Annotated in this window: 21 protein-coding genes; 7 read left to right on the top strand and 14 right to left on the bottom strand. The window is 67.1% G+C overall.

Going from position 1 to position 23,276, the window contains the following annotated elements; translation table 11 throughout:
• Positions 1-6 precede the first annotated feature (6 nt).
• Positions 7-429: a DUF1801 domain-containing protein gene (locus BLV63_RS02525; protein WP_066213623.1), complete on the top strand. Its 423-nt coding sequence runs from the start codon at positions 7-9 to the stop codon at positions 427-429.
• Between the two features lie 151 nt (positions 430-580).
• Here BLV63_RS02525 and rplI read toward each other — a convergent pair whose 3' ends face one another.
• From rplI to rpsF, 4 genes are read right to left on the bottom strand one after another with little or no spacing between them, the layout of a single operon-like run.
• A complete protein-coding gene (gene rplI, locus BLV63_RS02520; RefSeq protein WP_066213620.1) occupies positions 581-1,033 on the bottom strand; it encodes a 50S ribosomal protein L9 in 453 nt (150 codons plus the stop codon).
• A gap of 17 nt (positions 1,034-1,050) precedes the next feature.
• Entirely contained in the window at positions 1,051-1,290 is a 240-nt protein-coding gene (gene rpsR / locus BLV63_RS02515; protein WP_026820365.1) for a 30S ribosomal protein S18, read from the bottom strand.
• Positions 1,291-1,350: 60 nt separating this feature from the next.
• The gene (locus BLV63_RS02510; RefSeq protein WP_066213617.1) at positions 1,351-1,953 is read right to left on the bottom strand and encodes a single-stranded DNA-binding protein; all 603 of its coding nucleotides are present in this window, start codon (positions 1,951-1,953) and stop codon (positions 1,351-1,353) included.
• A 55-nt stretch (positions 1,954-2,008) separates the two neighbouring features.
• Positions 2,009-2,314, bottom strand: a complete 306-nt coding sequence (gene rpsF / locus BLV63_RS02505; protein ID WP_066213614.1) for a 30S ribosomal protein S6 — start codon at positions 2,312-2,314, stop codon at positions 2,009-2,011.
• Positions 2,315-2,549: 235 nt separating this feature from the next.
• Between rpsF and BLV63_RS02500 the strand changes: the two genes are divergently transcribed.
• Positions 2,550-3,197 carry a DUF1345 domain-containing protein gene (locus tag BLV63_RS02500; protein WP_066213611.1) on the top strand — a complete coding sequence of 216 codons (648 nt, stop codon included), beginning with the start codon at positions 2,550-2,552 and terminating at the stop codon, positions 3,195-3,197.
• Between the two features lie 67 nt (positions 3,198-3,264).
• On the opposite strand, the gene BLV63_RS02495 is transcribed toward BLV63_RS02500, so the two are convergent.
• The 10 genes from BLV63_RS02495 to BLV63_RS02455 all read right to left on the bottom strand — a co-directional run bounded on the left by BLV63_RS02495 (position 3,265) and on the right by BLV63_RS02455 (position 14,906).
• A complete protein-coding gene (locus BLV63_RS02495; protein WP_066213608.1) occupies positions 3,265-4,569 on the bottom strand; it encodes a M18 family aminopeptidase in 1,305 nt (434 codons plus the stop codon).
• Positions 4,570-4,727: 158 nt separating this feature from the next.
• A complete protein-coding gene (locus tag BLV63_RS02490; RefSeq protein ID WP_066213606.1) occupies positions 4,728-5,453 on the bottom strand; it encodes a response regulator in 726 nt (241 codons plus the stop codon).
• Entirely contained in the window at positions 5,446-6,747 is a 1,302-nt protein-coding gene (locus BLV63_RS02485) for a sensor histidine kinase (RefSeq protein WP_254780441.1), read from the bottom strand. Before BLV63_RS02485 ends, BLV63_RS02490 begins: the two co-directional genes overlap by 8 nt.
• A 4-nt stretch (positions 6,748-6,751) precedes the next feature.
• Positions 6,752-7,654: an ABC transporter permease gene (locus BLV63_RS02480; protein ID WP_066213603.1), complete on the bottom strand. Its 903-nt coding sequence runs from the start codon at positions 7,652-7,654 to the stop codon at positions 6,752-6,754.
• Between the two features lie 9 nt (positions 7,655-7,663).
• Positions 7,664-8,638, bottom strand: coding sequence for an ABC transporter ATP-binding protein (locus BLV63_RS02475; protein ID WP_066213600.1), 975 nt, complete (start codon positions 8,636-8,638; stop codon positions 7,664-7,666).
• A 161-nt stretch (positions 8,639-8,799) separates the two neighbouring features.
• Positions 8,800-9,975 (bottom strand): MFS transporter, encoded by a 1,176-nt coding sequence (locus BLV63_RS02470; protein WP_367888712.1) that lies wholly within the window; start codon positions 9,973-9,975, stop codon positions 8,800-8,802.
• Between the two features lie 82 nt (positions 9,976-10,057).
• A complete protein-coding gene (locus tag BLV63_RS02465; protein ID WP_139244627.1) occupies positions 10,058-11,539 on the bottom strand; it encodes a glycosyltransferase family 87 protein in 1,482 nt (493 codons plus the stop codon).
• A gap of 248 nt (positions 11,540-11,787) precedes the next feature.
• Complete coding sequence (locus tag BLV63_RS18590) at positions 11,788-11,925, bottom strand: hypothetical protein (protein ID WP_157412729.1); 138 nt, start codon at positions 11,923-11,925, stop codon at positions 11,788-11,790.
• An 821-nt stretch (positions 11,926-12,746) separates the two neighbouring features.
• Complete coding sequence (locus BLV63_RS02460; protein ID WP_066213597.1) at positions 12,747-13,331, bottom strand: histidine phosphatase family protein; 585 nt, start codon at positions 13,329-13,331, stop codon at positions 12,747-12,749.
• Between the two features lie 9 nt (positions 13,332-13,340).
• Positions 13,341-14,906: a CCA tRNA nucleotidyltransferase gene (locus BLV63_RS02455; protein WP_254780439.1), complete on the bottom strand. Its 1,566-nt coding sequence runs from the start codon at positions 14,904-14,906 to the stop codon at positions 13,341-13,343.
• Between the two features lie 170 nt (positions 14,907-15,076).
• Between BLV63_RS02455 and BLV63_RS02450 the strand changes: the two genes are divergently transcribed.
• The 5 genes from BLV63_RS02450 to trxA all read left to right on the top strand — a co-directional run bounded on the left by BLV63_RS02450 (position 15,077) and on the right by trxA (position 20,716).
• Entirely contained in the window at positions 15,077-15,583 is a 507-nt protein-coding gene (locus BLV63_RS02450) for an NUDIX hydrolase (protein ID WP_066214124.1), read from the top strand.
• Positions 15,584-15,666: 83 nt separating this feature from the next.
• Positions 15,667-17,784 carry a murein biosynthesis integral membrane protein MurJ gene (gene murJ, locus BLV63_RS02445; protein ID WP_066213594.1) on the top strand — a complete coding sequence of 706 codons (2,118 nt, stop codon included), beginning with the start codon at positions 15,667-15,669 and terminating at the stop codon, positions 17,782-17,784.
• Positions 17,785-17,834: 50 nt separating this feature from the next.
• Positions 17,835-19,286, top strand: a complete 1,452-nt coding sequence (locus BLV63_RS02440) for a discoidin/SUN/FTP domain-containing protein (protein WP_066213592.1) — start codon at positions 17,835-17,837, stop codon at positions 19,284-19,286.
• A gap of 128 nt (positions 19,287-19,414) precedes the next feature.
• Positions 19,415-20,365 carry a thioredoxin-disulfide reductase gene (gene trxB, locus BLV63_RS02435; protein WP_066213590.1) on the top strand — a complete coding sequence of 317 codons (951 nt, stop codon included), beginning with the start codon at positions 19,415-19,417 and terminating at the stop codon, positions 20,363-20,365.
• Between the two features lie 24 nt (positions 20,366-20,389).
• Positions 20,390-20,716, top strand: coding sequence for a thioredoxin (gene trxA, locus BLV63_RS02430; RefSeq protein ID WP_066213587.1), 327 nt, complete (start codon positions 20,390-20,392; stop codon positions 20,714-20,716).
• Positions 20,717-23,276 lie beyond the last annotated feature (2,560 nt).

Below are 23,276 nucleotides of genomic sequence, written 5' to 3'. Positions count from 1 at the left end.
GGAGGCATGCATCCTCTCGACGCGGCCACCGGTTCCTCGCCCACCGAGGAGCTGATCGGCTCCCTGGACCGTCCGGAGCAGCAGGCCGACTCCCGGGCCCTGATCGGGCTCTTCGAGGGCGTGAGCGGCCAGGAGGCGACGCTCTGGACCGGGAAGATCGTGGGTTTCGGGCTCTACCACTACCGCTACGAGAGCGGCCATGAGGGCGACGCCCCTCCGCTCGGATTCTCCCCACGGAAGGGGAAGTTCGCGCTGTACGGGCTGCTGAACCACCCGGAGGCGGAGCGCCTGCTGGAACGACTGGGAAAGCACCGGCGCGGAGTGAGCTGCCTCTACGTCAACCGGCTCTCCGACGTGGACCTTGACGTCCTGTCCGAGCTCGCCCGTCGCGGCTACGCCCACACCATGGAACACGACCACCGCCCCTGATGGTCGCCGGCGCCCGCGGGGCCCGAGTGGCAGAAGACTTCCGGGAATGACGAAGGCGCCCCACCCACACGGGTGGAGCGCCTTCCGAAGTCCTGCGGCAGTTCCCTGGAGCCTCGCTGAGCTCGGTCTCAAGGAATCCTGCGCGGCGTGACTACTTGCTGGCCACGATCTCCAGGTTGACCACAGCGGTCACGTCGTCGTGCAGACGGACGTTCGCGGTGTAGGAACCGGTGGACTTGATATGGACCGGCAGCTGCACGGAGCGCTTGTCGACGGAGCCCAGGCCTGCGGCCTCGACAGCGGCGACGACGTCGCTCGGCTTGATGGTGCCGAAGAGACGACCGGCGACGCCGGCCTTCGCCTTCAGGACGACCTTCTTGGCAGACAGCGCGGCAGCCTGAGCCTGAGCGGCCTCGAGGCTGGCCTGCTGACGAGCAGCGCGGGCAGCCTTGATGCTCTCGACCTGCTTCTCGCCACCGCGAGTCCAGGTCAGAGCGAAGCCGCGGGGCAGAAGGTAGTTACGGGCGTACCCGTTCTTGACCTCGACCACGTCGCCAGCAGCACCGAGACCGGTGACTTCCTGGGTAAGAATGAGCTTTGCCATGGTTGTGAATCCCTTCCTTAGCCGCGGCCAGCGCCGGAGTAAGGGAGCAGAGCAACTTCGCGGGCGTTCTTGATTGCCTGGGCGATCTTGCGCTGTTCCTGAACGGAGACACCAGTGACACGGCGGGCACGGATCTTGCCACGGTCAGAGATGAACTTGCGCAGAAGTGCGACGTCCTTGTAGTCGATGACGGTGATGTCAGCGGCCTTCAAGGGGTTGGACTTTGGTTTGGGCTTACGGATTTCAGCCTTAGCCATCGTGGAGCTCCTTTTCCTGGGAGCCCGTGGAGTGATCCACGGGATGGTGAATGTTGTGGTTTAGAAAGGCGGTTCGGAGTCCGGGCCGTTGCCCCAGCCATCGGACACACCCGGGGTCGCCCACGGGTCGTCCTGCGGCTGGGAGGCCGGACGCTGCTGAGGACGGTTGTTGCCGCCCCAGTTGCCACCCTGGTTTCCACCGGAGGGGGCCGGAGAGCCACCACCCTGGTTGCCCCAGGAGTCGCCGCCGTTGCCGGACTGGCCGCCGTTCCAGCCACCGCCACCCTGACCGCCGGAGCGCTGGTTGCGGTTGACCTTCGCGTTGGCGTACCGGAGGCTCGGGCCGATCTCGTCGACCTCGAGCTCCATGACGGTGCGCTTCTCGCCTTCCTTGGTCTCGTAGGTGCGGCTCTTCAAACGGCCGCTGACGATCACGCGCATGCCCTTGGTCAGGGATTCTGCGACGTTCTCGGCAGCCTCACGCCAGATCGAAGCGCGAAGGAACAGGGTCTCCCCGTCCTTCCATTCATTCGACTGGCGGTCAAAGGTCCGCGGGGTGGAAGCAATGGTGAAGTTCGCAACGGCCGAACCGGACGGCGTGAAACGCAGTTCGGGGTCGTTGGTCAGATTGCCAATAACGGTGATTGGGGTTTCGCCTGCCATCTGCTTCCTCCTTGGGGTTCCTGCGAGAAATGTGGAGGACCGAAGTCACGCAGAATTACTCTGCGGAAACCTTCTGGTCTTCCGGACGGATGATCTTGGTGCGCAGAACGGTCTCGTTGAGGCCGAGCTGGCGGTCCAGTTCCTGAGCGGTAGCGGGAGCAGCGGTGAAGTTGACCACTGCGTAGATACCTTCAGACTTCTTCTTGATTTCGTAGGCCAGACGGCGACGGCCCCAGATGTCAACGTTGTCGACGGTTCCACCGTCGGTGGTGATGACATTCAGGAACTTCTGCAGCGACGGCTCAACGGCGCGGTCTTCGACCTCGGGGTCGAAGATCACCATCAACTCATAAGGACGCATATGTGAACCCACCTCCTTTGGGCTGAACGGTTACGGTCTCTCCGTAACAGGAGGTTCATTGCGACTGTCGGTGGCCCGACCCTCCGATTGAGGGCAAGGCGCAACACAGACTTCACAATCTTAGTGCATTTCACGCTTCAAGCCTATTCGGCGTCTCCGCAGGAGGACAGAGGAGGCGTCCGTATGTGGATCGCTGCGACAGAAGGTGCTGTGGACCGACGGTTAGCCTTGGGTCATGACCACCAAGAAACCGGTCCACCGGGCACGCCTGCGCTTCTTCATCATGCTGATCGTCGGGGTGACCACGGCTGTGATCGTCCTTCTCACGGGGCACCCGGTCCAGGCTCCGGCCGCGGGCTGGGCCGCGGCCGCGGCCTCCTATGTGGGCTGGGTGCTCTCCCGGACCATCCGGCTCAACGCCGCGCAGACGCGCGACCATGCGACGTCGGAGGATCCCTCCCGTGGCGTGACGGAGGCGCTGATCCTGAGCGCCAACCTCGCGGCGATCGTCGCCGTCGCGATCCTGGTGATCTCCTCGCACCAGGGGGACTCCTCCGAGCGGCTGTCGAATGCCGCGCTCGGTTTCGTGACGGTCGCCCTGTCCTGGATGCTCATCCAGACCCTCTTCACCCTTCGCTACGCGGAGATGTACTACGGCGGGGAGAAAGAGGGAGGCATCGCCTTCAACCAGGACGAACCCCCGCAGTACACCGACTTCGCCTACCTGGGCACGAGCCTCGGCATGACCTACCAGGTCTCAGACACCAACCTGGAGACCACCGCCATCCGCAAGGAGGCGCTCAAGCACTCGCTGCTCTCCTACCTCTTCGGCACGGTGGTCCTGGCCAGCACCATCAACCTGGTGGTCAGCATGGCGTCCTGACACGCACCCTGAAACGCCGGTGGCCTCACGGATCTCCGTGGGGCCACCGGCGTTTCGGCAAGAAGTCTCAGACCGCCGTCCGGAAGAACAGCTCCGTTGCCTTCGCCAGCCGGAACGGGTCCTCGACACCGCACAGCTCGCGGGCCGAGTGCATCGACAGCAGCGCGACGCCCACGTCCACGGTCCGGATGCCCAGGCGGGTGGCGGTCAGCGGGCCGATCGTGGAGCCGCAGGGGACGTCGTTGTTGGAGACGAATTCCTGGTACGGCACGCCCGCGTCCGCGCAGAGCCTCGCCCAGAACGCCGCCCCCGTGGCGTCCGTGGCATACCGCTGATTGGCGTTGATCTTGAGCAGCGGGCCGCCGTTGAGGACGGGGCGGTTGGCGGGGTCGTGCCGCTCGGGGTAGTTGGGGTGCACGGCGTGGCCGGCGTCGGCGGACACGCAGAACGACGCCGCCAGGGCCTGCCGCCGCTGACTCACCGTGGCGCCGAGCCCGTCCGAGATCCGGGTCAGGATGTCCTCGAGGATCGGACCGCAGGCGCCGGAGCGTGAGCCGGACCCGATCTCCTCGTGGTCGAAGGCCGCCAGGACCGCGATCGGACCACCTGCGGGCACGCCCGAGGCGGCATGCCGGATCAGGGCCACGAGACCCGCGTGCGTCGCCGAGAGGTTGTCCAGGCGACCGGAGGCGAAGAACTCGTCCTTCGCCCCGAACACCGTCGGCTGCTGCGTGTCCGCCACGACGACGTCGTACCCGCCGATCTCCGCAGGATCCACCCCGCCCTCCGGCACGCTCGCGGCCAGCACCGCGAGGAGGTCCTCCTGCAGCGGATCGCCCAGGCCGAAGACGGGGTTCATGTGGTGCTGCTTGTCCAGGGTGAGGCCCTCGTTGACAGCGCGGTCCAGGTGGATGGCCAGCTGAGGGAAGCGGAGCACGGGACCGGTCGCCGTGAGGTGCTCGCTGCCGTCGCGCAGGACCAGGCGCCCCGCCAGACGGAGCTCACGATCCAGCCAGGAGTTCAGGAGCGGGCCGCCGTACACCTCGACGCCTGCCTGAAGCCACCCGAAACGTCCCGTGGTGGGGCGGGGCTTCAGCTTGAAGGACGGCGAGTCCGTATGCGCGCCCAGGATGTTGAACGGCGTGGTGGGCCCGGCGCCGTCCGGAGTGACCCAGGCGATGAGCGCCCCGTCCCGGATGATGTAGAACGCGCCCGGACCACCCTCCCAGGGCTCCCGCTCGTCGAGGGCGGTGAAGCCGGCCTCGTCGAGCCGGGCTGCCGCTTCGTGCGCGGCGTGGAAGCTCGACGGCGAGGCGCTGACGTAGGCGCCCAGGTCCTGGATGTGTTCGTATGCGGTGGCAGGTGAAGACATGGTTCAAGGCTAGCCCCCTGCCACGGCGCATCCGGGGCCGACGACCCGCCACACACCGAACCGCCCACCGGTGAACACGGAACGAGCCGTCCGGACCGACGGACGGCCCGGCATACGGCTCCGTGGTCAGACTCCGTGGTCAGGTTCGACGGCCGTGCTCAGTAGTCCGGGTTGCTCGGGACCACGAGACCGGTCTCGTACGCGTACACGACGGCCTGCACCCGGTCCCGTAAATGGAGCTTGGCCAGGATGCGGCGCACATGCGTCTTCACGGTCGCCTCGGAGAGGAAGAACTTCAGTGCGATCTCCCCGTTCGTGAGGCCCTCGGCCATCGCGAGGAGGACTTCGGTCTCCCGCGGCGTGAGTTCCTCCAGCATGGGATCCCGGGGAGGCGCCTGACCGTCGCCATGCCCCCGCCCGGCGCCGCGCACGTAGGTCTCGAGCAGCCGCTGGGTCACCCGGGGCGCCACCACGGCGTCGCCGCTCGCCACGACGTGGACCGCGTGGATGAGCTCTTCGGGAGCCACGTCCTTGAGAAGGAACGCGGAGGCGCCGGCCTGCAGCCCTGCGAAGGCGTATTCGTCCAGGTCGAAGGTCGTCAGGATGATCACCCTGGTCTCCGGGTGCGCCGCGGCGATCAAGCGGGTCGCCTCGATCCCGTCCATGCCGGGCATCCTGACGTCCATGAGGACCACGTGGGGCGTCAGGGCGGAAACCTGCCGCACCGCTTCCGCGCCGTTCGAAGCCTCGCCGACCACGACCAGGTTCTCATCGCCTTCGAGCACGAGACGGAAACCCACACGCAGCAGCGGCTGGTCGTCCACCAGCAGCAATCGCACCGGCCCGTCCACGGTCCCGCCCGTCTCATTCACCAGCTCAGGCATCGCCTGCAACCCCCTTGTCATAGTGCAGTTCCGCGGTGACCAGCCAGCCTCCGGCCGGCAGCGCTGACGCCTGCACAGTGCCACCGTACATGCCCGCGCGGGCACGCATCCCCGGAATGCCCTGCCCGCTGCCGAGAGCACTGGCGGCGCCTGCCGCGTACGCCGACCCCACGCCGTCGTTCTGCACGCGGATGTGCACGACGCCCGGCGTGTGCTCCACCACGGCGTCGACTCGAGAGAGCCCTTTGCCGTACCGCAGGACGTTGGTCAGCGCCTCCTGCACGATGCGGTGCACAGAGAGCCGCAGGGTGGTGTCCTCGGGAAGGCCCGGGCCCGTGAAGGTGAAGGTCAGCGGCAGCCCCGCCGTGCGGAACCCGGTGACCATCCGTTCGAGATCGTTGTCCCCGTTGAGAGGGGTCAAGGGTGCCGTGCCGTCCTCCTCGCGGAGGACGCCGAGAACCCGTCGCGTGTCCGCCAGGGCAGCGCGCCCGGTCCGGGAGAGTTCGGTGAGCACCTCCGCGGCCCGCTCCGGATCCCTCTTCAACACCGTCGACGCGCCGTCCGCCAGGGACACCATGACCGTCAGCGAATGCGCGACCACATCGTGCATCTCCCGCGCGATCCGGCTGCGCTCGGCCGAACGGCCCCACTGCGTCGACTGCTCCGCCCAGGACGCGATCGCGGCTTCATACTGCCGCCGCTGGCGGACGGCGATGCCGAACCCGACCGCGATCACGCAGCTCAGGTACGTGGTGAGCACCACCGAGAGGCGCAAGGCGATGTCACTGACTTCGGGGCCGCCGGTGGTGAACGCCTCCGCGTACTGTTCGGCGCTCGTCCCGAAAACGTAGCGCCAGACCAGGGGAGCAGGACCGATCAGCAAGGCGATGACCGCGACACGACGGCGGTACGCGACCCCCACCGCATAGAGCGCGAACCACAGCCCGGCACTCAGATTCGAGGCCCAGAGGTCCGTCATGGCCAGGACGAACTCCAGCACCATGACCACGCCGAAGACCACCAGCGGCGTCTTCCGCCGGAAGCACAGCGCCGTCGCGATGCCCAGGACCGCGACGGGGGCCAGCCACGTCCCCCGGGCGGTGTTGCCGATGGCCGTCGCCAGGGAGAGCAGCAGATAAGAGACCACCACGACGGCGTCCATCACCTTCGGATGGGCCGCGAAGTACCGGCGGACCGCTCCGCGGTGGCGGGCGTTGATCTCCGCCAGTGAAAGCGGCGCAGGCGCCGTCCCCGAGGGGGACGGCGCCGCGGAGGAGTCCTTGGAGCGGGTCACGTGCTCAGACGTCCCGTTTCTTCAGGACGACGAGCGCGGGGATGGCCAGCAGGAGGACCCAGCCGAGCAGGACGAGGCCCGCGATGCCCGGATCGAGCATGCCGTCGACGTGCCCGATGGCGAGGAACCGTCCACCGGCCTGGCTCGGGAGGTACTGCGGGACGTACTTCCAGAACTCACCCGGGACAAGCTGCAGGAAAGTCCCCGCGAAGTCCAGGACGAACAGGAGCGCCACGAGCACCGTCACACCGCCGGCCGAGCTCTTCAGGAGCGCGGCGAGGGAGAGACCGATGATGGCCACGGCGGCCACGTACAGGCCACCCGTGAAGACGCCCTGCAGCACGCCGTCGGTGTCCCAGCCGAGATTGAATTCGGGCATGTCCGAGAAGATCGCCAGGGAGATGAGGAACGTGATCACGCCCGTCACCGTGGCCAGCACGTACCCGATCACGGCCAGGATGATGGCCTTGGCGGCGAACACGGGCAGCCGCTTGGGGGTGGCGGACATTGTGGAGCGGATCATGCCGGTGGCGAATTCGCTGGACAGGAACAGCACCGCGAGGGATCCGAGGACCAGGACGGCGATCTGGAGGCCGGCGTTGGGCAGGTTGTAGAGTTCGAAACCGGATCCCGCCGGCAGGTTCGCCTGCAGTTCCGTCGCGGTGGGCTTCGCCCCGTGCTCAGTCGCCATGTCGATCATCTGCTGGAAGAAGGTGTGGCGTACCCAGGCCGACAGCGTGCCGATCCCGACGGCGGCGACCGTGGTGCACGCCAGCAGCCAGATGGTGGAGCGGAGGCTCCAGAACTTGATCCATTCGCTGCGCAGCAGACCGAGGAAGCTCCAATTGCCGGTGGTGGCGCCCTGGGCGGGGGCCGTCTGCGTCGTGTTCAAAGTCTGTGTGCTCATCACTGTCCCCTAGTTTCCGAAGCCCTGGCCGTCAGCGGGACCGGCCGCCGCGGCGTGAGCATGAGTGGCGTTGGCCATGCTGAAGTCGGACTGGTATTCGGCGGCCCCGCGCGTCAATTCGAAGTACGCCTGCTCGAGGGAGGCCTCCTGCGGCGTCAGCTCGTACAGCAGGATCTGACGCTCCAGCGCCGCGCGGGCGATGTCCCGAGTGTCCAGGCCGGAGACTTCGAGGGTCTCCGGGGCGGACTGACTGACCGACACGCCCGGTGCGGCGAGAGCCGCGGCGAGGTCGGCCGACTGCGGCGTGCGGACCAGGGCCTTCTTCTGCTGGACGCCGGCGATCAGCTCCTGGACGGACATGTCGGCCAGGATCTGGCCGCGCCCGATCACCAGGAGGTGGTCCGCCGTCTGAGCCATTTCGCTCATGAGGTGGGAGGACAGGAAGACCGTCTTGCCCTGCCCGGCGAGGTAGCGGACCAGGTTCCTGACCCAGTGCACGCCTTCGGGGTCGAGGCCGTTGACGGGCTCGTCCAGGATGAGTGTCTGGGGGTCGCCCAGGAGCGCATTGGCGATGCCGAGCCGCTGGCCCATGCCCAGCGAGAACCCGCCGGCACGCTTCTTGGCCACCTCGGTCAGGCCGGTCATGGCCATCACCTCGTGCACCCGGCTCAGCGGGATGTCATGAGTGGCGGCCATGGCCCGGAGGTGGTTGTAGGCACTCCGGCCGGTGTGCACGGCCTTGGCGTCCAGGAGCGCGCCCACCTCCCGCAGCGGCGCCTTGTGCTGGGCGAACGGCTTGCCGTTCACGGTCACGTGCCCGGCGGTCGGCTTGTCCAGCCCCATGATCATGCGCATGGTGGTGGACTTCCCGGCGCCATTCGGGCCCAGGAAGCCCGTGACCCTGCCGGGCTGGACGGTGAAGCTGATGCCGGAAACAGCGGTCTTGGGTCCGTACTGCTTGCGCAAGCCTTGTGCTTGGATCATGCCTGGTCCTCGCTTTTCGATGATGCGATCGGTGTCGGCTCCCGCCGGGTTCGGCCGGCGGGTTGCCCTCCATCCAGGCTATCCAGTGGGGTCGCGGCGTGCCTCTGTCCGGCGGATGATTCCCGACGACGCCGCTACGCCCTCAGGTGGACCCCCTGCGGTCAGCGGGGCGTACGTTCGACGCTGAGCGGCTTGGCGGCCGACGCCAGGACTGCGGCGAGCACGATCGGGATCCCGATGAACAACAGTGCGTTGCGGACACCGAGGTGGTCGGCCAGGAAGCCCAGCACGGGCGGCCCCGCCAGGAACGCCACGTAGCCCACCGTGGACACCACGGAGACACGGGCCGCGGCGAGGCGCGGGTCGTCCGCGGCGGCGGACATGCCCATGGGGAACGTCAGCGCGGCGCCCGCGCCCCACAGGAGCGCCCCCAGGATCGCGAGCCACAGGGTGCCGCTCCAGCAGAAGAGCGCCAGACCCGCGGCGGCCGCGAGCATGCTGCCGCGCAGCACCGCCACGCGTCCGAAGCGGTCGATCAGCCCCGCGCCGAGCACACGGAACACGGTCATGCCGGCCACGAACACCGCGAAGACGAGCGCGCCGGTGGATTCGCTCTGGTGCAGGCCGTCCACGGTGCCCTTGGCGATCCAGTCGTTCCCGGCGCCCTCGCTCAGAGTGGCGCCCATGACGACCACGCCGATGAGCAGGGTGCGCAGCTCCTTCCAGGCGAACATCCGTCCGCCCGCGGGCGCTTCGTCCTTGTCCTCCGGCGCGTGCGGCAGGAAGAACCGCGGCGCCGCGAGACCCATCACCAGGACGAGGACCGCGATGCCCACCATGTGCGCCGGGAGCCCGATGCCCGCGGCGGAGAGACCCGCTCCGAGCAGCGCCCCCACGAACGCGCCGCCGCTGAACGCCGCGTGGAACTGCGGCATGATGGTGCGCCCCAGCTGGTGTTCGACGTCGGCGCCCTCGATGTTCTGCGCGACGTCCCACAGCCCGATCCCCACGCCGATCAGCACGAGGCTGCCTCCCGTGACCGGCACGGAGTGCAGCGCGAGACCCGTGGCGACCCCGGAGACCGCGAGGGCGCAGAACACGCTGGCCACCCGGATGGTGTTCGCGACGCCGATCCGATTCACGCACCATCCCGCGCTGGGCAGCGCCACAAGTGAGCCGACCGCCATGCAGAGCAGCAGGCCGCCGATCTCGCCGGGGGAGAGCTGCAGGGTCGCGGCGACGGCCGGGATGCGTGACGCCCAGCTGGCGAAGACGAGTCCGTTGATGCCGAAGACCACGAAGGTCATGATGGTTGCGCGTCGGAGCTGGATGTTCACGGCTGAGCCTCGGCCTCTTCCTTCGGGAGATCTGCTGTCTGCGGTTCTACAGTGTGCGGTTCTGCTGGCACGGGTGCGGGTTTCACGAGTGCGGAGTGTGCGGTGGTGCTGCGGGTGCGCGTGGGGTCCTGCGGAGTGACGCGCGAAGACGGCGAGGCTCGAGCCTCAGCCGGTCCGGACGGAGGTCGAAGACGCCGCCCTGGGGGTCGTCGACGCCGCCGGCGCGCACGACGTCGTCGTCCGGATTCACCATGTCCCACACGACCCGGACCATCAGATAGAAGGTGGCGGCCATGTGCAGAAGCACGGCACAGACATAGTACGGGACGTCGATGTTGTGCTGCGGCCCGCTTCCACTGGCGCCGGCGCCGAGGTACATCCAGATGGCGGCCCAGTGCACCACCTCGGCCGCCTGCCAGATCAGGAAGTCCCGCCACACGGGGCGGGCGAGCATGGCCAGCGGGATGAGCCAGACCACGAACTGCGGCGAATAGACCTTGTTGCACAGGACGAACGCGGCCACCAGCAGGAACAGGATCTGCGCCAGCCGTGGACGCTGCGGGACCGAGAGCGCCAGAACGGTGATCGCCAGTGCGACGACGGCGAACGACACCACCGCAGCCACGTTCACCTGAGCGGCGCTCAGGGCGGGCTGCCCCAGCCGGGCGGCCACGAGGTTCCAGGACTCCCAGAGGGAGGAGAAACCGGCCCCGCGGGAGAACGCGAAGTCGAAGAAGTACCGGAAGGCCCCGGGGTTGAGCAGGGCGAAGGGCAGATTGACCGCGAGCAGTGCCGCGCCCGTGCCCAGCGCCGTCCGTCCGAAAGCGCGCATCGTCCCGCTCCGGACGGCGAGGATCAGCACCGCGAGCAGCAGGAGCAGCGGATAGAACTTGAAGGACGCGCCCACACCGATCCAGACCCCTGCCCAGACGGGGCGTTCCCGGGCGAAGCAGAGCAGGGCGAGAGCGAGCGCGAAGACCGCCCACACGTCCCAGTTGATGAAGCCCGACGTGATCATCCCGGGCGCCAGGGCGACCATCGCGGCGTCCCACTTCCTCCGGCGTGCCAGACGGGCGATGACCAGCACCGTGCCGATCCAGAGGCCCACCACCAGCAGGGAGTTCAGGTCGAAGTAGCCGAGCGCGCGCTGCGCGCCGTCCCCGCTCGCCGGGATGGCCAGAGCCGTCACGGCCGCGACGACGCCGAGCAGCACCGGGTACTCGAAGCGGACATCCTGGATGAAGACCGGGAGGGACCCGCCGGCGAAGGCCGGACCGCCGAGGAGCGTGGGGAAGTCCGAATAGCAGGTGCCGTAGTAGGCCCCGGCGCCGCCCCAGCCCTGGACGCGGCAGACGGACTTGATGCCCACTGCGAGAAGCGCGGACACGACCGTGAGCAGCACGAGGACGCGGTCGACGGTGAAGAAGCCGGGGGAGACCACCCCCGGCGCCGTCCTCCGTCCGAGAGGGCCGCCCACCAGTTCTGTGAAGCGGCTCAGCAGCGAGTCCGTCCGGGAGGGGACCACCAGCCGCATCCGGGTCCTGGGAGCGCCATGTCCTGCCATGTCACGAGCCTACCGGCCAGGATGCGTCCTGCACCGGGCATGACGGAGCGGGGCATGACGGAGACACGCCCGGAGGTGCGGGGCCTGACAGGGCCACGCCTGAACGCACCGGGGCGATCCGGCCGGGCCCCGGACACACGGAAGCCCCGGGTGTCTGCTTCACCCGGGGCTTCGCCGGTGCTGCGGCGCCTGTGCGTCTGAAGGCGCCGCGATGTGTGGTCGCCACGTCGAGCCGTCTGTCAGTACGGCTAGCGCAGCGTGTTCATCAGGTGGATCTGGACGAACACGTCATCACGGGTCTGCTCCAGGGTCCGGCTGCTGATCTCCTGGTTGCTGAACCGGTTCTGCTGCTGGAAGACCAGGGATTCTTTGGGAAACTTCCTCATGAGGGCACACCCCCCTTCGTGTGGTGCGGGTTCTTGTCGCGGGGCTCGGGGCTCCGGGACCTGGACGATGCCTCGCTGACACGCTTCATGTGTCTCGGCGATGCGGGAATGGGGTCGTCAAAAGCGACGATGATCATGATTTCCTCTGTTTTCGGGCGCGGTGAATCAACAGTGAAATGCCGGGAAAGAATTCAGTGCCCAGGGCATGGGAATTCCATAAAAGAAATCCATAAAGAATTCAGGGTGCACTGATGGGCATACCGGAATTCATGGAGAACCGGGGTGCATCAGTGTGAGAGTGCCCGCAGGCGGAGTGGCAGGACTACGCTGCCATGAGAAGCGGTTCCCGCAACCTGGCGGGAACCGGACGCAGAACTACGCTGCGCGCCGGAGCCAAGTACGGGAGGCTGCCACTCCGCCAACCATGTGCGCATCCGTGTACAGTGCGGTGATCTTGGTGATATTCATGTCGCAACCTCCTTTTCTCTTGACGCCGATAGTTACCATCCCGGTCCGGCACGCAGTGGTCGCACGAAGCGATGCCAGAGGGCACTGACCGGGTTTCGCTCCCTCGCTGTGAAGGGAACAATAAACAACGTACAGGAAGTTTTCAGGCTTCGCCAGCCCGGAACGGCACTTTCCTGAAAATTTTCTTAAATTCTTTTCCGGGATACCCGTCGGTCCGTAATCCGATGCCTCCCGGAGGGGAATTCCCGGGGACCCGGAGCCTGACGACGGGAAACGGAGAACGCCCCCGGCGGAAGTGCCGAGGGCGTCGTCGAAGGCTGGGCCGGAGATGGTCCGCAGCGCCGGAAGGGCGCTCAGAGACCCCAGGACACCACGGCCGGCGTCTTCTTGTCCCAGCCGAGCGTGCACACGCGCGCCGTGCCCAGCAGGAAGTGCCGTCCTTCGACGGGATCGAGTTCCAGCCAGCGAGCGGCCAGGATGCGGCAGAAGTGGCCGTGGGCGACCAAGAGCACGTCGCCGGCGCCACCGGAGCGGACACGCTCGACGATCCGGTCGGCACGCTCCGCCACCTCGTCGATCGTCTCGCCGTTCGGCACGCCGTCGGTCCAGATCAGGTAGCCGGGGTTCTTGGCGCGCACGTCCGCGGAGTTGACGCCCTCATAGTCCCCGTAGTTCCACTCCACCGCGTCCGGCTCGAGCTGAGCGTCCGGGAATCCGGCCAGCTCGGCCGTGCGACGAGCCCGCTGCAGAGGAGAGGTGAACACCTCACGGAACTCCACGCCCTTCAGCACTCCACCGGCGCGGAGCGCCTGCCGTTCACCCTCCTCGGTGAGCGGCAGGTCGGTCAGACCGGTGTACTGGCCGCTCTTGGACCATTCGGTCTCTCCGTGGCGCAGGAGCCACAGCTGGGGGAGATCCGTGTTCGGGGAGGCGTTCATGGCAGTCCTTCAGTTCTGACGGCCGTCGACGGCGGCCTGCTGCGTGGGGTGATCAACGGCTGGGGGGTCGGATTCAGCGCGATCGCCGGCCGGCTGATCAGCCGCCGTCCGCTCCGTGGCGGCGCCCTCCGGTGACGCCTGGGATTCGGGCTGCTGCGCCCACCAGGCGCGCAGCTCCTCCTCGGCCCGCTCGGGATCGAGAGGGCCGTGCTCCATCCTCAGCTCGAGGAGGTGCTTGTAGGCGCGGCCCACCACGGGGCCGGGGCGGAGATCCAGGAGCTGCATGATCTGCTGGCCGTCAAGATCCGGACGGACCGCGTCGAGCGCTTCGCGTTCCCGCAGCTCGGCGATGCGCTGCTCGAGATCGTCGTAGGCGAACGCCAGGCGCTCAGCCTTCCTGCGGTTCCGGGTGGTCACATCCGAGCGGGTCAGGCGGTGCAGTCGTTCCAGGTGCGGGCCGGCATCGGTGATGTACCGGCGGACCGCGGAATCGGTCCAGCCGGCGTCGCCGTAGCCGTAGAAGCGCATGTGCAGCTCCACCAGGCGGGCCACGGCCTTGATGGTGTCGTTGTCGAAGCGGAGCGCCTTCATGCGCTTGGACACGAGCTTGGCGCCCACCACGTCGTGGTGACGGAAACTCACCGCGCCGCCCTCTTCGAAGCGGCGCGTGGCCGGCTTGCCGATGTCATGCATGAGCGCCGCGAACCGCAGCACGAAGTCCGGACCCGGCACCGCGCCGTCGTTGTCCGTTTCGAGGTCCGCCGCCTGCTCCAGCACCTGCAGCGAGTGCTGGTAGACGTCCTTGTGGCGGTGGTGCTCGTCGGCTTCGAGACGGAGCGCGGACACCTCGGGCAGCACCCGGTCCGCCAGACCGGTCTCCACCAGGAGGTCGATGCCCACCCGCGGCCGGGCGCCGTTGATGAGCTTCACCAGCTCGTCCCGGACCCGTTCGGCGGAGATGATCGAGATCCGGTCCGCCATGTCCGTCATGGCGGCCCTGACGTCGTCGCTGACGCCCACGTCCAGCTGCGAGGCGAACCGCGCGGCGCGCATCATGCGCAGCGGATCATCGGAGAACGAGGCCTCGGCCGTGCCCGGGGTGGCGAGAATGCCGGCGCGCAGATCCTTCAGCCCGCCGAAAGGATCCACGAGCTGGCGGCCGGGCAAGCGGAGGGCCATCGCGTTGATGGTGAAATCACGCCGGAAGAGATCGTCTTCCAGCGAGGTCCCGAACGCGACGACAGGCTTCCGCGACTCCGGGTCGTACGACTCGGCCCGGTACGTGGTGATCTCGATCTGGAAGCCGGCCTTGCGCAGGCCGATGGTGCCGAAGGCCTTGCCGATCTCCCAATGCGTGTCCGCCCACGGCTTGATGAGCGCCAGGGTCCGGTCCGGGGTCGCGTCGGTGGTGAAATCGAGGTCCAGGGCGTCCCGGCCCAGGAACAGATCGCGTACCGGTCCGCCGACCAGGGAAAGGTCATGTCCTGCATCCGCAAAGAGCTGGCCCAGTTCCAGAATCACGGGGTCCAGGTGGAAACCGACCGAGTCGGCCGTGCCACCCTGAAATTCACTCACCATAGTGGTCCAAGCTTGTCACGTTTCCGGCATCAGTCCCCAATGCCGCCCCGGGCCGCGTCAGCCCGCGCCAGGACACGGACCGGTCCTCAGGCCACCGAAAGGTCGATAGAGTTATGGGCATGGCCAATCCAGTACCGAGCGCTCCGAACAGGAGGAACAACGCCCCCCTGCCCTCGGCGATCGGTGCCCACATTGCGCCAGCAAACCAGAACTTCACCACTCCTCTACCCACCGTCGAAGAGGTCTCGGCCGGCGGCGTCGTCGTGGACACCACCTCGCCCCAGCTGCCCGTGGCCATCATCGCCCGCATCAACCGCGGAGGCCGCCTGGAGTGGTGCCTGCCGAAGGGCCATCCCGAAGGCTCCGAGAGCAATGAGGCCGCCGCGGTCCGGGAGATCGCCGAGGAGACGGGGATCGAGGGGAGCATCCTCACGCCCCTGGGCAGCATCGACTACTGGTTCACCGTGACCAGCCACCGCGTCCACAAGACGGTGCACCACTATCTCCTCGAAGCCACCGGCGGCGAGCTCACCATCGAGAACGACCCGGACCACGAGGCGGTCGACGTCGCGTGGGTGCCTCTGGCCGATCTGGCGCGCCGCCTCTCCTTCCCCAATGAGCGGCGGATCGCCGACCTCGCGCGGGAACTCCTGCCGGGCCACCTGCCCTCCTGACGGCCGCCCGAAAGGCCGTCTGACGGGCCGTCCCTGCCCGTGCCTCAGGCATTGGAGCGGCCAGGAGTGAGACGATACTGGGGATGTCTCACGCGAAGAAGGCCGATGCGGCCCTGAACTCCCCGACCTCCGCAGCCTCCCGCGCCAGCGATTCACGCGCCAGCGCCTTGATGGCGGCGGGCACCCTGATCTCGAGGATCCTCGGCTTCGTGAAGTCGTGGCTGCTGATCGTGGCACTCGGCCTGGGCTCCTCGGTCACGGACACCTTCATCAACGCCAACAACCTGCCGAACATGGTGTTCGTGCTGGTGGCGGGCGGCGTCTTCAACGCCGTGCTGGTGCCCCAGATCCTCAAGGCGAGCCGCGCACCGGACAGCGGGGCGGACTACATCAGCCGCCTCATGACCCTGGCCGTGATCGTCATGTTCACCCTGACGGCGCTGGTCACGCTGTGCGCGCCCTTGCTGATCCAGGTGACCACCTCGGGTTACGGTCCGCCACAGATGAGCCTGGCCGTCACGTTCGCCGTGTACTGCCTGCCTCAGATCTTCTTCTACGGGCTGTACGCGATGCTCACGCAGGTCCTCAACGCCCACGGCTCCTTCGCACCGGCCATGTGGGCCCCGATCGTCAACAACCTGGTGGCGATCGCCGGTCTCGGCCTCTTCGTGGCCATCTTCGGCGCCAGCGCCGCCAACCCGCACACGCTGGACAACTGGGGCACGGGGCAGACCATCCTGGTGGCAGGCTTCTCCACGCTCGGCGTCCTGGTGCAGACCGCCCTGCTGTTCATCCCGCTCCGCCGCCTCAATCTGGGTCTGCGGCCCCGTTTCGGCTGGCGCGGCGTCGGCCTCGGCGCGGCGGCCAAGGTGGGCTCGTGGGCCCTGCTGACCACGGTGGTCAGCCAGCTCGCGTTCCTGTACGTCATGAAGATCGCCACGATCCCCGGTGCCGTGCGGGCCGACGCCCCGGCGGGCTCGCCGCCCATCGCCGGTAACGCGGTGCTCGAGATCGCCAGCCAGCTCTACTTCCTGCCGCACTCGATCATCTCGGTGTCCCTCGCCACGGTCCTCTTCAACCGCATGGCCAAGGCCTCCTTGGACAACGACGTGCGCGGCCTCCGCGCGGCGCTCTCCAACGGCCTGCGCACAAGTGCCGTGGCGATCGTGTTCAGCGCCATCGCCCTCCTGGTGCTGGCAGCGCCGATCGGCATGTTCTTCTCGGCCGGCAAACCGCAGGACGGCGCGCTGCTGGCGATCACACTCTCCATCCTGGCGCTGACCAGCCCCTGCCTGAGCATCAACTTCATGATGACCAGGGTGTTCTACTCCCGCGAGGATGCTCGGACCCCGTTCTACGTGCAGCTGGCACTGGCCGTGCTGAACCTGGCCGGCGCCTTCGCCATCCAGTTCCTGCCGGCCGGGATGATCATCTACGCCATCGCCGGCCTCTACTCCGTGGGCAACATCCTTTCCGTCGTGATCAGCGCGTTCTTCCTGCGGCGGGTCCTGGGCCATCTGGACGGCCCCCGCATCATCAACTCCTACATCCGCATGGGCTACGCGGGCATCGGCTCCGCCATCGCCGGCGGGGTGGTCCTGTGGCTGTTCGGCGCCTACCGCGCCGACGGCTTCCTCTGGCACAACCAGGCGGCCGCGCTGCTGTCCATCTGTGTGGCCGCACCGGTCATGCTCGGCGTCTACGTCGTGCTCCTGCGGGTCTTCCACGTCGAAGAGCTCCGCGACCTGCTCCGCCCGCTGCTGGCCCGCTTCATCCGCCCCGCCGGCGCCGAGGGCACGACGACGCCGGCCGCCGCGCCGTCGTCGGCCCCCTCCGCGCGGGCCGAGCAGGCTCACCGCGAGTCCCGCGAAGAGCCCGCCACCGGCGCGCTCCCGGCCGTCTCGATGGACACCGGCCTGCTCCCGAGGATCTCCGGCGGATTCGATTCCGAGGGCTTCCGCGCGGCGCCGAGTGCCGAGGACGTGGGGGAGGGCCTCTCTCAGCCCGCACGCGGCGCACATCCCTCCACCCCGCACTACGGCGAGGAGGAGCCGGCGGTGCGAGCCGAGGGACGGAGGAGCCTGCTGGCGGTGTTCCGTGACTGGCTCTGGGCGCCTCCTGCACAGCAGGCGCAGCTCGGTCGTCACACATACCAGGGCCGGTCCGGGGAGAATCCCCACTTCCCATCTGACCTCCGATAGGATCGAAACTCGAAACACCCCGTGTCTTCCCGGGGCCTGAGGAGGTTGTGATGTCCCAGCAGATCGAGGCAGGATCCGTCCTGGGTGGCCGCTACAAGGTCACAGGCTCGGTGTTGCTCTCCCATGACCGCGATCAGGTGCTGGACGGTGTGGACCAGGTCCTGAACCGCCCGGTCAGCATACTGGTGGCCAGCGAGCAGAACGCGGAGCAGCTCTCGCAGAGCGCCCGTGAGGTCGCCACCGGTGAACGCCCCGGGGCCATGCAGGTGCTGGATCTCGGCGTCAGCGACGGTCTGACGTACCTGATCACCAGCCATTCGAGCGCTCCGGATCTGCTCGACCTGCTGGTCGCCACGGATGCGCCCTACGTGGAGCCGTTCTTCACCGAGACTCTTGGCAGCGAGATCTTCGGGGAGGAGCGTTCCCGCGAGCCGGAGACGTACGGTGGGCGCTATGACGAGACCTCCGGCGAGGTCATCCACTACGACTCGGAACAGGGCTGGACCCCCGAGGACGAAGCGACGCGGACCGCTCCCGGAACTCAGGTCCCGGCCGAGCCGGCACGCCCCGCTCCTGCGGCCCCGGCGTCCCCCGCCACCGAGCCGGTGACGCGTGCCCAGGAGTCCTCCGCCACTGAACAGCCTGCGGCGCCCGAGCAGCCCAAGGTGACGGTCTGGAATGACGAGGACCACCGCGAGGCCGAACCGGCCCCGGCGCCCGAAACCGCGGCCTTCCTTCAGCAGCCCGCAGCCTCCACTGACCGCGACCGCCGCGAAGCCGGGCATTTCCCGGCTGCCGCGCGAGGTCAGATGCTCGGCTTCGAGACCGAGACGGACGACGACGAGGACGCACCCGCACCGGAGAACCGCAGCACTCGCTGGATCGTCGGCGGCGTGCTGGTCGTCGTGCTGATCGCCGCCCTGATCTTCGCCGTGACCAATCTCGGAAACCTCTTCAACGGCGGGGCGCCGTCAGCGGACAAGACCACCACGACGACGGCGCCGACCGCGACGAACCCCGGTTCGCAGCCGCCTCCGAGCACCGCACCGGTCGCCGCTCCGCCGGCGATCGACTCACTGACGCGCCTAGGCGATTTCGACTTCGCCGCCGGCTTCGACAAGGACCTGCCGAAGGCGATCGACGGTAACAATGCGACGTACTGGTCGAACATGGAGTTCGGCTCGGAGAACTGGGGCGGCCTGGTCAAGAGCATCCCCCTCGTGGTGAAGCTCAAGCAGCCCGCGCAGGTCAAGTCGATCACGCTGACCCAGCTCGGAGGATCCGGCGGCTCGGTCACGATGTACACCAACGACAAGCCCAGTCTTGACGGGGCCAAGCAGGTGGCCAGCAACACCTTCACGGGCCCGAACCTGACCATGGCCGTGGGCGGCGACATCACGACGCAGTACGTGATCATGGACATCACGGCACTGCCCCGGCTGGCGGCCCCGCGGACACAGTTCCCGTACGGCCTGAGGCTGGCGGAAATCAAAATTCAGTAGTCGACTGGCCCCAGGTACTCTGTGAAGAGGCCTGGGGCCACTTCTTTGACGGAATAGTTCAGCGCTCCGTTCCGTTGTGCCCTCTGCCGCATTCGTTTGGCTTGAGCGAGGAAGAGGATTCCACCCACGTGAGCACGCAAGAAACCACGGCCCCTGAGGTCCACGACGTCATCATCATCGGGTCCGGTCCCGCCGGGTACACCGCTGCCATCTACACGGCGCGCGCCAAGCTCAACCCGATCGTGTTCGCCGGCTCGGTGACCGCCGGAGGCGAGCTGATGAACACCACCGAGGTGGAGAACTTCCCGGGCTTCCCGGAGGGCATTCAGGGCCCCGACCTCATGGACAACCTGGAGCAGCAGGCCAGCCGCTTCGGTGCTCAGGTGGAGTATGAGGATGTCGTCTCCGTGGATCTCGAGGGTGATCTGAAGTCCGTGACGCTCGGCAATGGCGAAACGCACCGTGCCCGCACCGTGATCGTGTCCACCGGATCCGCCTACCGCGAGCTCGGCCTCGAGAACGAGAAGCGTCTCTCCGGACACGGCGTCAGCTGGTGCGCAACCTGTGACGGTTTCTTCTTCAAGGATCAGAACATCGCCGTCATCGGCGGTGGCGACTCTGCGATGGAGGAGGCCCTGTTCCTGACCAAGTTCGCTTCCAAGGTCACGGTGGTGCACCGCCGGAAGGAACTCCGCGCTTCGAAGATCATGGCCGACCGCGCTCTGACCCACGAGAAGATCGACTTCGTGTGGGACAGCGAAGTCGTCGACGTCCTCGGCGAGGACAAGGTGACCGGCATCCGGCTCCGCAATCTCGTGACCGACGTCGAGGAGGAGCTTCCGGTCACCGGTCTCTTCGTCGCCATCGGTAACGACCCGCGCACCGACCTCTTCAAGGGAATCCTTGATCTGACCGCTGACGGGACCATCGCCGTGGACGGCCGCACGTCGAAGACCAGCCTTCCGGGCGTCTTCGCCGCCGGCGACGTGATCGACCCGAAGTACCGCCAGGCGATCACCGCCGCGGCTTCCGGTTGTGTCGCCGCCATCGACGTCGAGCACTATCTCCAGAACCACTGAGTATTCCGAAGAAAGAAGGAAACCATGAGCAACGCCAAGGACGTTACCGACGCAAGCTTTGAGAACGACGTTCTCCAGGCTGAAAAGCCCGTGATCGTTGATTTCTGGGCGGAATGGTGCGGTCCCTGCCGCCGGCTGAGCCCGATCCTGGACCAGATCGCAGAGGAGAACTCTGACAAGGTCGAGGTCGTGAAGGTGAACGTCGACGACAACCCCGCCGTCGCTTCCAAGTACGGAATCACTTCCATCCCCGCCGTGTACCTGTTCCAGGGTGGCGAGGTGAAGAACACTGTGACCGGTGCTTACCCGAAGCAGTACTTCGAGAAGGAATTCGCCGACGTTCTCGGCTGAACAATCTCCTCGCGGTGACCAGCCGCTCGGAAGGGCCCGATGCGCAAGCATCGGGCCCCTTCTGTTTGCCCGGTGTTTCACGTGAAACGTAGAAATTGTTCGAAGTGAACCCTTACGGGTTTGAGAACAATCCAGTCCGCGAGGCATCGAACCCACCCTCGAGACGACGACGGCGACACCCAGGCGCAGCGCGTGAGGCACCAGAAGGGGAGGGGTTTTTCCTCCACGCATCAAGCGCGGCGACAACACCGGTGGTACCACCATCTGGCCGAACACAGCGAAGCGCCATCCAGAGGCTTCCTCGCTTCAGGTTCACAAGAGACAGCGCCCTCTCTGAAGGTAGTGAGTCTTATGAACCCGGACCAGGGATCGGCAGCACGCAGCCCTGGCCGTGGTATGACCGGATGAACTCTCGACGGCCCTACGGCGGCCCAGTGCCTCACCTCGGGAGCCCGGTGAGGCGCGGCTCCCCACAATGGTCCAGACTGGCACACCACCGGTCACAACAACAGACGAGCCCCCACCGTGGACCACCACGGACAGGATACCCATCGGACACCAGTGGCGCCGCACGATGGTCAGAGCCGCCGTAACGACCTCAGGTTCCAGGGCCGGCACAGGAGTGTAAGAAGAGGGAGTGTTGACGGCACGTTCCGACGGGACATCCGCCGGCCGCCCGCCGCGACGATCGGTTGCCGGTCGCAGGACTTGAGGCACTTGTCGACTCTCTGTATCGGCTTTCTCATCAACTGTGAGAGCTTTCTTCTCAACCTGAACTTCAGCGCCGCAAGGGGAGCGGCGAGGGATCGTGTTGTGCCCTGAAATGCGGAGTCTCTCATTCGGCCAAACTCCAGCTGGACCTACCCAGCAGACTCGGCGGTGGTCGGAACTGCCCGGGATGCCGGCGGCATGGCGCGGGTCTCCCGGCTGAGGCGGAACAGGATGATGAGCGCGTAGATCGACCCGAGCGGGAATCACAGGGCCAGCAGTTCCCGGAAGTTGGAGTCCATCCCGCCGACCAGCACCGGGAAGAAGCCGAGCACGCAAGCACCATCGCCTGACGCCTGGCGTCTTTCCGCCAGGCACACGCCGGAACGCGACCAGCCAGCAGCGCCTTTCCGCAGTTCCCTATGGAATCCTCGAAGGTTGATCGGGGTGCGAAAGGCGCTCCCCACGACCTCGGCCGGAGTGGGCCTGTCTCCCTAGTTCGCAAGGTTTTCCATGGGAAACCTACCGACTGTCGCACGACCCACTGCGCCTCGAGCTCGGCCAGGTCAGGAGAAGAATCCTGCAGTATCCGTCGGGCGCCCCACCGGCCATCGCGCAGCCTAACGGCATCCTCTCGTCCGAGGCGCGGCGCGAAGGCTCCGCCCGGTCACCATCCGATCATTCCGACCGTCACCATTCCGACATGGCGGAGAGACCGGCCCAGCCCACTCGGCGCCCTGGCTGGCTGGTTCTCCGGACGCCCCACCCCAGGGCGACTGGGGGGTCCATCGGATCACGGAACAGCACTCTGACTGCCCCTGAACGGCGTGATGCACCCATCTGTAGCGGAGGGTCGCCTCGCACTCATCGCGCGCTCTGTGTCAAGGGGTCTGGGTGGCAGATATAGTCCAGCGCGTCCTTGAACGACACTCGTCTCAGATGCTCAACCGACGGTGACCACTGGGGTGCCGGGGAAGGCGCATCTGCAAGCGCAACCATGGGGGATCTTCAGCCGCTGAGCGCCTCTCAGGCTGCCGTAGAACCGGCGGGGAGACGTACCGCACCTCCAGGTCTCCTCGCGCCTTCTGCGCCTCCTGACGCCCTACGGAACACCACGAGGGACCAAAACCCCAGAGCCTTCGCACGACGACGCCAGCAGGCACTCAGTCGCGACCACCTACAGTTTCACGTGAAACACACGGGGACGAGCCTTGCCATGTCGGAGCTGCATCCCAACGCGGGCATTCACATCCTGCCCGTCGACTCCGCGCCTCGACCTCACCACCAGCCCACAACGGTCAGTGAGTACCCACACGCCGAAGAATCTCGAAGGCTCCAACCGTTCCACAGAAGTCCGAGCGCCCATCAGCTCCAGCTTCCAGACATCGCGCAGGTGAAGCCGTCCAAACACGAGATCTGGACCAAGGACTCGCCTCTCTTGCGCTCGATGGTCCTCACCGTCAGGCGCACCGCCAAGCCTGAGACCCGCGCCTGGTGAGTGACATCTCCGATGCCTAGGCATCGCCCCAACCGCCAGGGGACGATCATCCAGAGGCGACCAGCAGCGTGCAGGCTTTCAATCCTTTGTTTCACGTGAAACAGGAACGTCGGCCCTGCCCCGGCCCACCAGCCTTGGCTTAGCACTCAGACCAGCGGTTCGCCATGCGGCCCGTCTTCCAGGTTGGGAACGTTCGAAACGAAGCGCCGTGAGACCGGAAGTTTGGCCAGGTGATCGCCACACCGCTCCGAATTTCAATCCCTGACAGACGGCCCAAACTATCGAATTTCCACTATCGCCCGCCCACCCAGCAGCAGGTGACCAACGGTCCCTGAGGCAGAACATGCTTGCCTC

Source organism: Arthrobacter woluwensis, from assembly GCF_900105345.1.
In the GTDB taxonomy this organism is placed as follows: domain Bacteria; phylum Actinomycetota; class Actinomycetes; order Actinomycetales; family Micrococcaceae; genus Arthrobacter_E; species Arthrobacter_E woluwensis.
This window is presented reverse-complemented; position numbering and strand designations above follow the sequence as displayed.

Excerpts from the sequence above, each read along its gene's own strand:
- BLV63_RS02525 (WP_066213623.1), top strand. The coding sequence starts at position 7 with ATGCATCCTCTCGACGCGGCCACCGGTTCCTCGCCCACCGAGGAGCTG.
- rplI (WP_066213620.1), bottom strand. The coding sequence starts at position 1,033 with ATGGCAAAGCTCATTCTTACCCAGGAAGTCACCGGTCTCGGTGCTGCT.
- rpsR (WP_026820365.1), bottom strand. The coding sequence starts at position 1,290 with ATGGCTAAGGCTGAAATCCGTAAGCCCAAACCAAAGTCCAACCCCTTG.
- BLV63_RS02510 (WP_066213617.1), bottom strand. The coding sequence starts at position 1,953 with ATGGCAGGCGAAACCCCAATCACCGTTATTGGCAATCTGACCAACGAC.
- rpsF (WP_066213614.1), bottom strand. The coding sequence starts at position 2,314 with ATGCGTCCTTATGAGTTGATGGTGATCTTCGACCCCGAGGTCGAAGAC.
- BLV63_RS02500 (WP_066213611.1), top strand. The coding sequence starts at position 2,550 with ATGACCACCAAGAAACCGGTCCACCGGGCACGCCTGCGCTTCTTCATC.
- BLV63_RS02495 (WP_066213608.1), bottom strand. The coding sequence starts at position 4,569 with ATGTCTTCACCTGCCACCGCATACGAACACATCCAGGACCTGGGCGCC.
- BLV63_RS02490 (WP_066213606.1), bottom strand. The coding sequence starts at position 5,453 with ATGCCTGAGCTGGTGAATGAGACGGGCGGGACCGTGGACGGGCCGGTG.
- BLV63_RS02480 (WP_066213603.1), bottom strand. The coding sequence starts at position 7,654 with ATGAGCACACAGACTTTGAACACGACGCAGACGGCCCCCGCCCAGGGC.
- BLV63_RS02475 (WP_066213600.1), bottom strand. The coding sequence starts at position 8,638 with ATGATCCAAGCACAAGGCTTGCGCAAGCAGTACGGACCCAAGACCGCT.
- BLV63_RS02465 (WP_139244627.1), bottom strand. The coding sequence starts at position 11,539 with ATGGCAGGACATGGCGCTCCCAGGACCCGGATGCGGCTGGTGGTCCCC.
- BLV63_RS18590 (WP_157412729.1), bottom strand. The coding sequence starts at position 11,925 with ATGAGGAAGTTTCCCAAAGAATCCCTGGTCTTCCAGCAGCAGAACCGG.
- BLV63_RS02460 (WP_066213597.1), bottom strand. The coding sequence starts at position 13,331 with ATGAACGCCTCCCCGAACACGGATCTCCCCCAGCTGTGGCTCCTGCGC.
- murJ (WP_066213594.1), top strand. The coding sequence starts at position 15,667 with ATGTCTCACGCGAAGAAGGCCGATGCGGCCCTGAACTCCCCGACCTCC.
- BLV63_RS02440 (WP_066213592.1), top strand. The coding sequence starts at position 17,835 with ATGTCCCAGCAGATCGAGGCAGGATCCGTCCTGGGTGGCCGCTACAAG.
- trxA (WP_066213587.1), top strand. The coding sequence starts at position 20,390 with ATGAGCAACGCCAAGGACGTTACCGACGCAAGCTTTGAGAACGACGTT.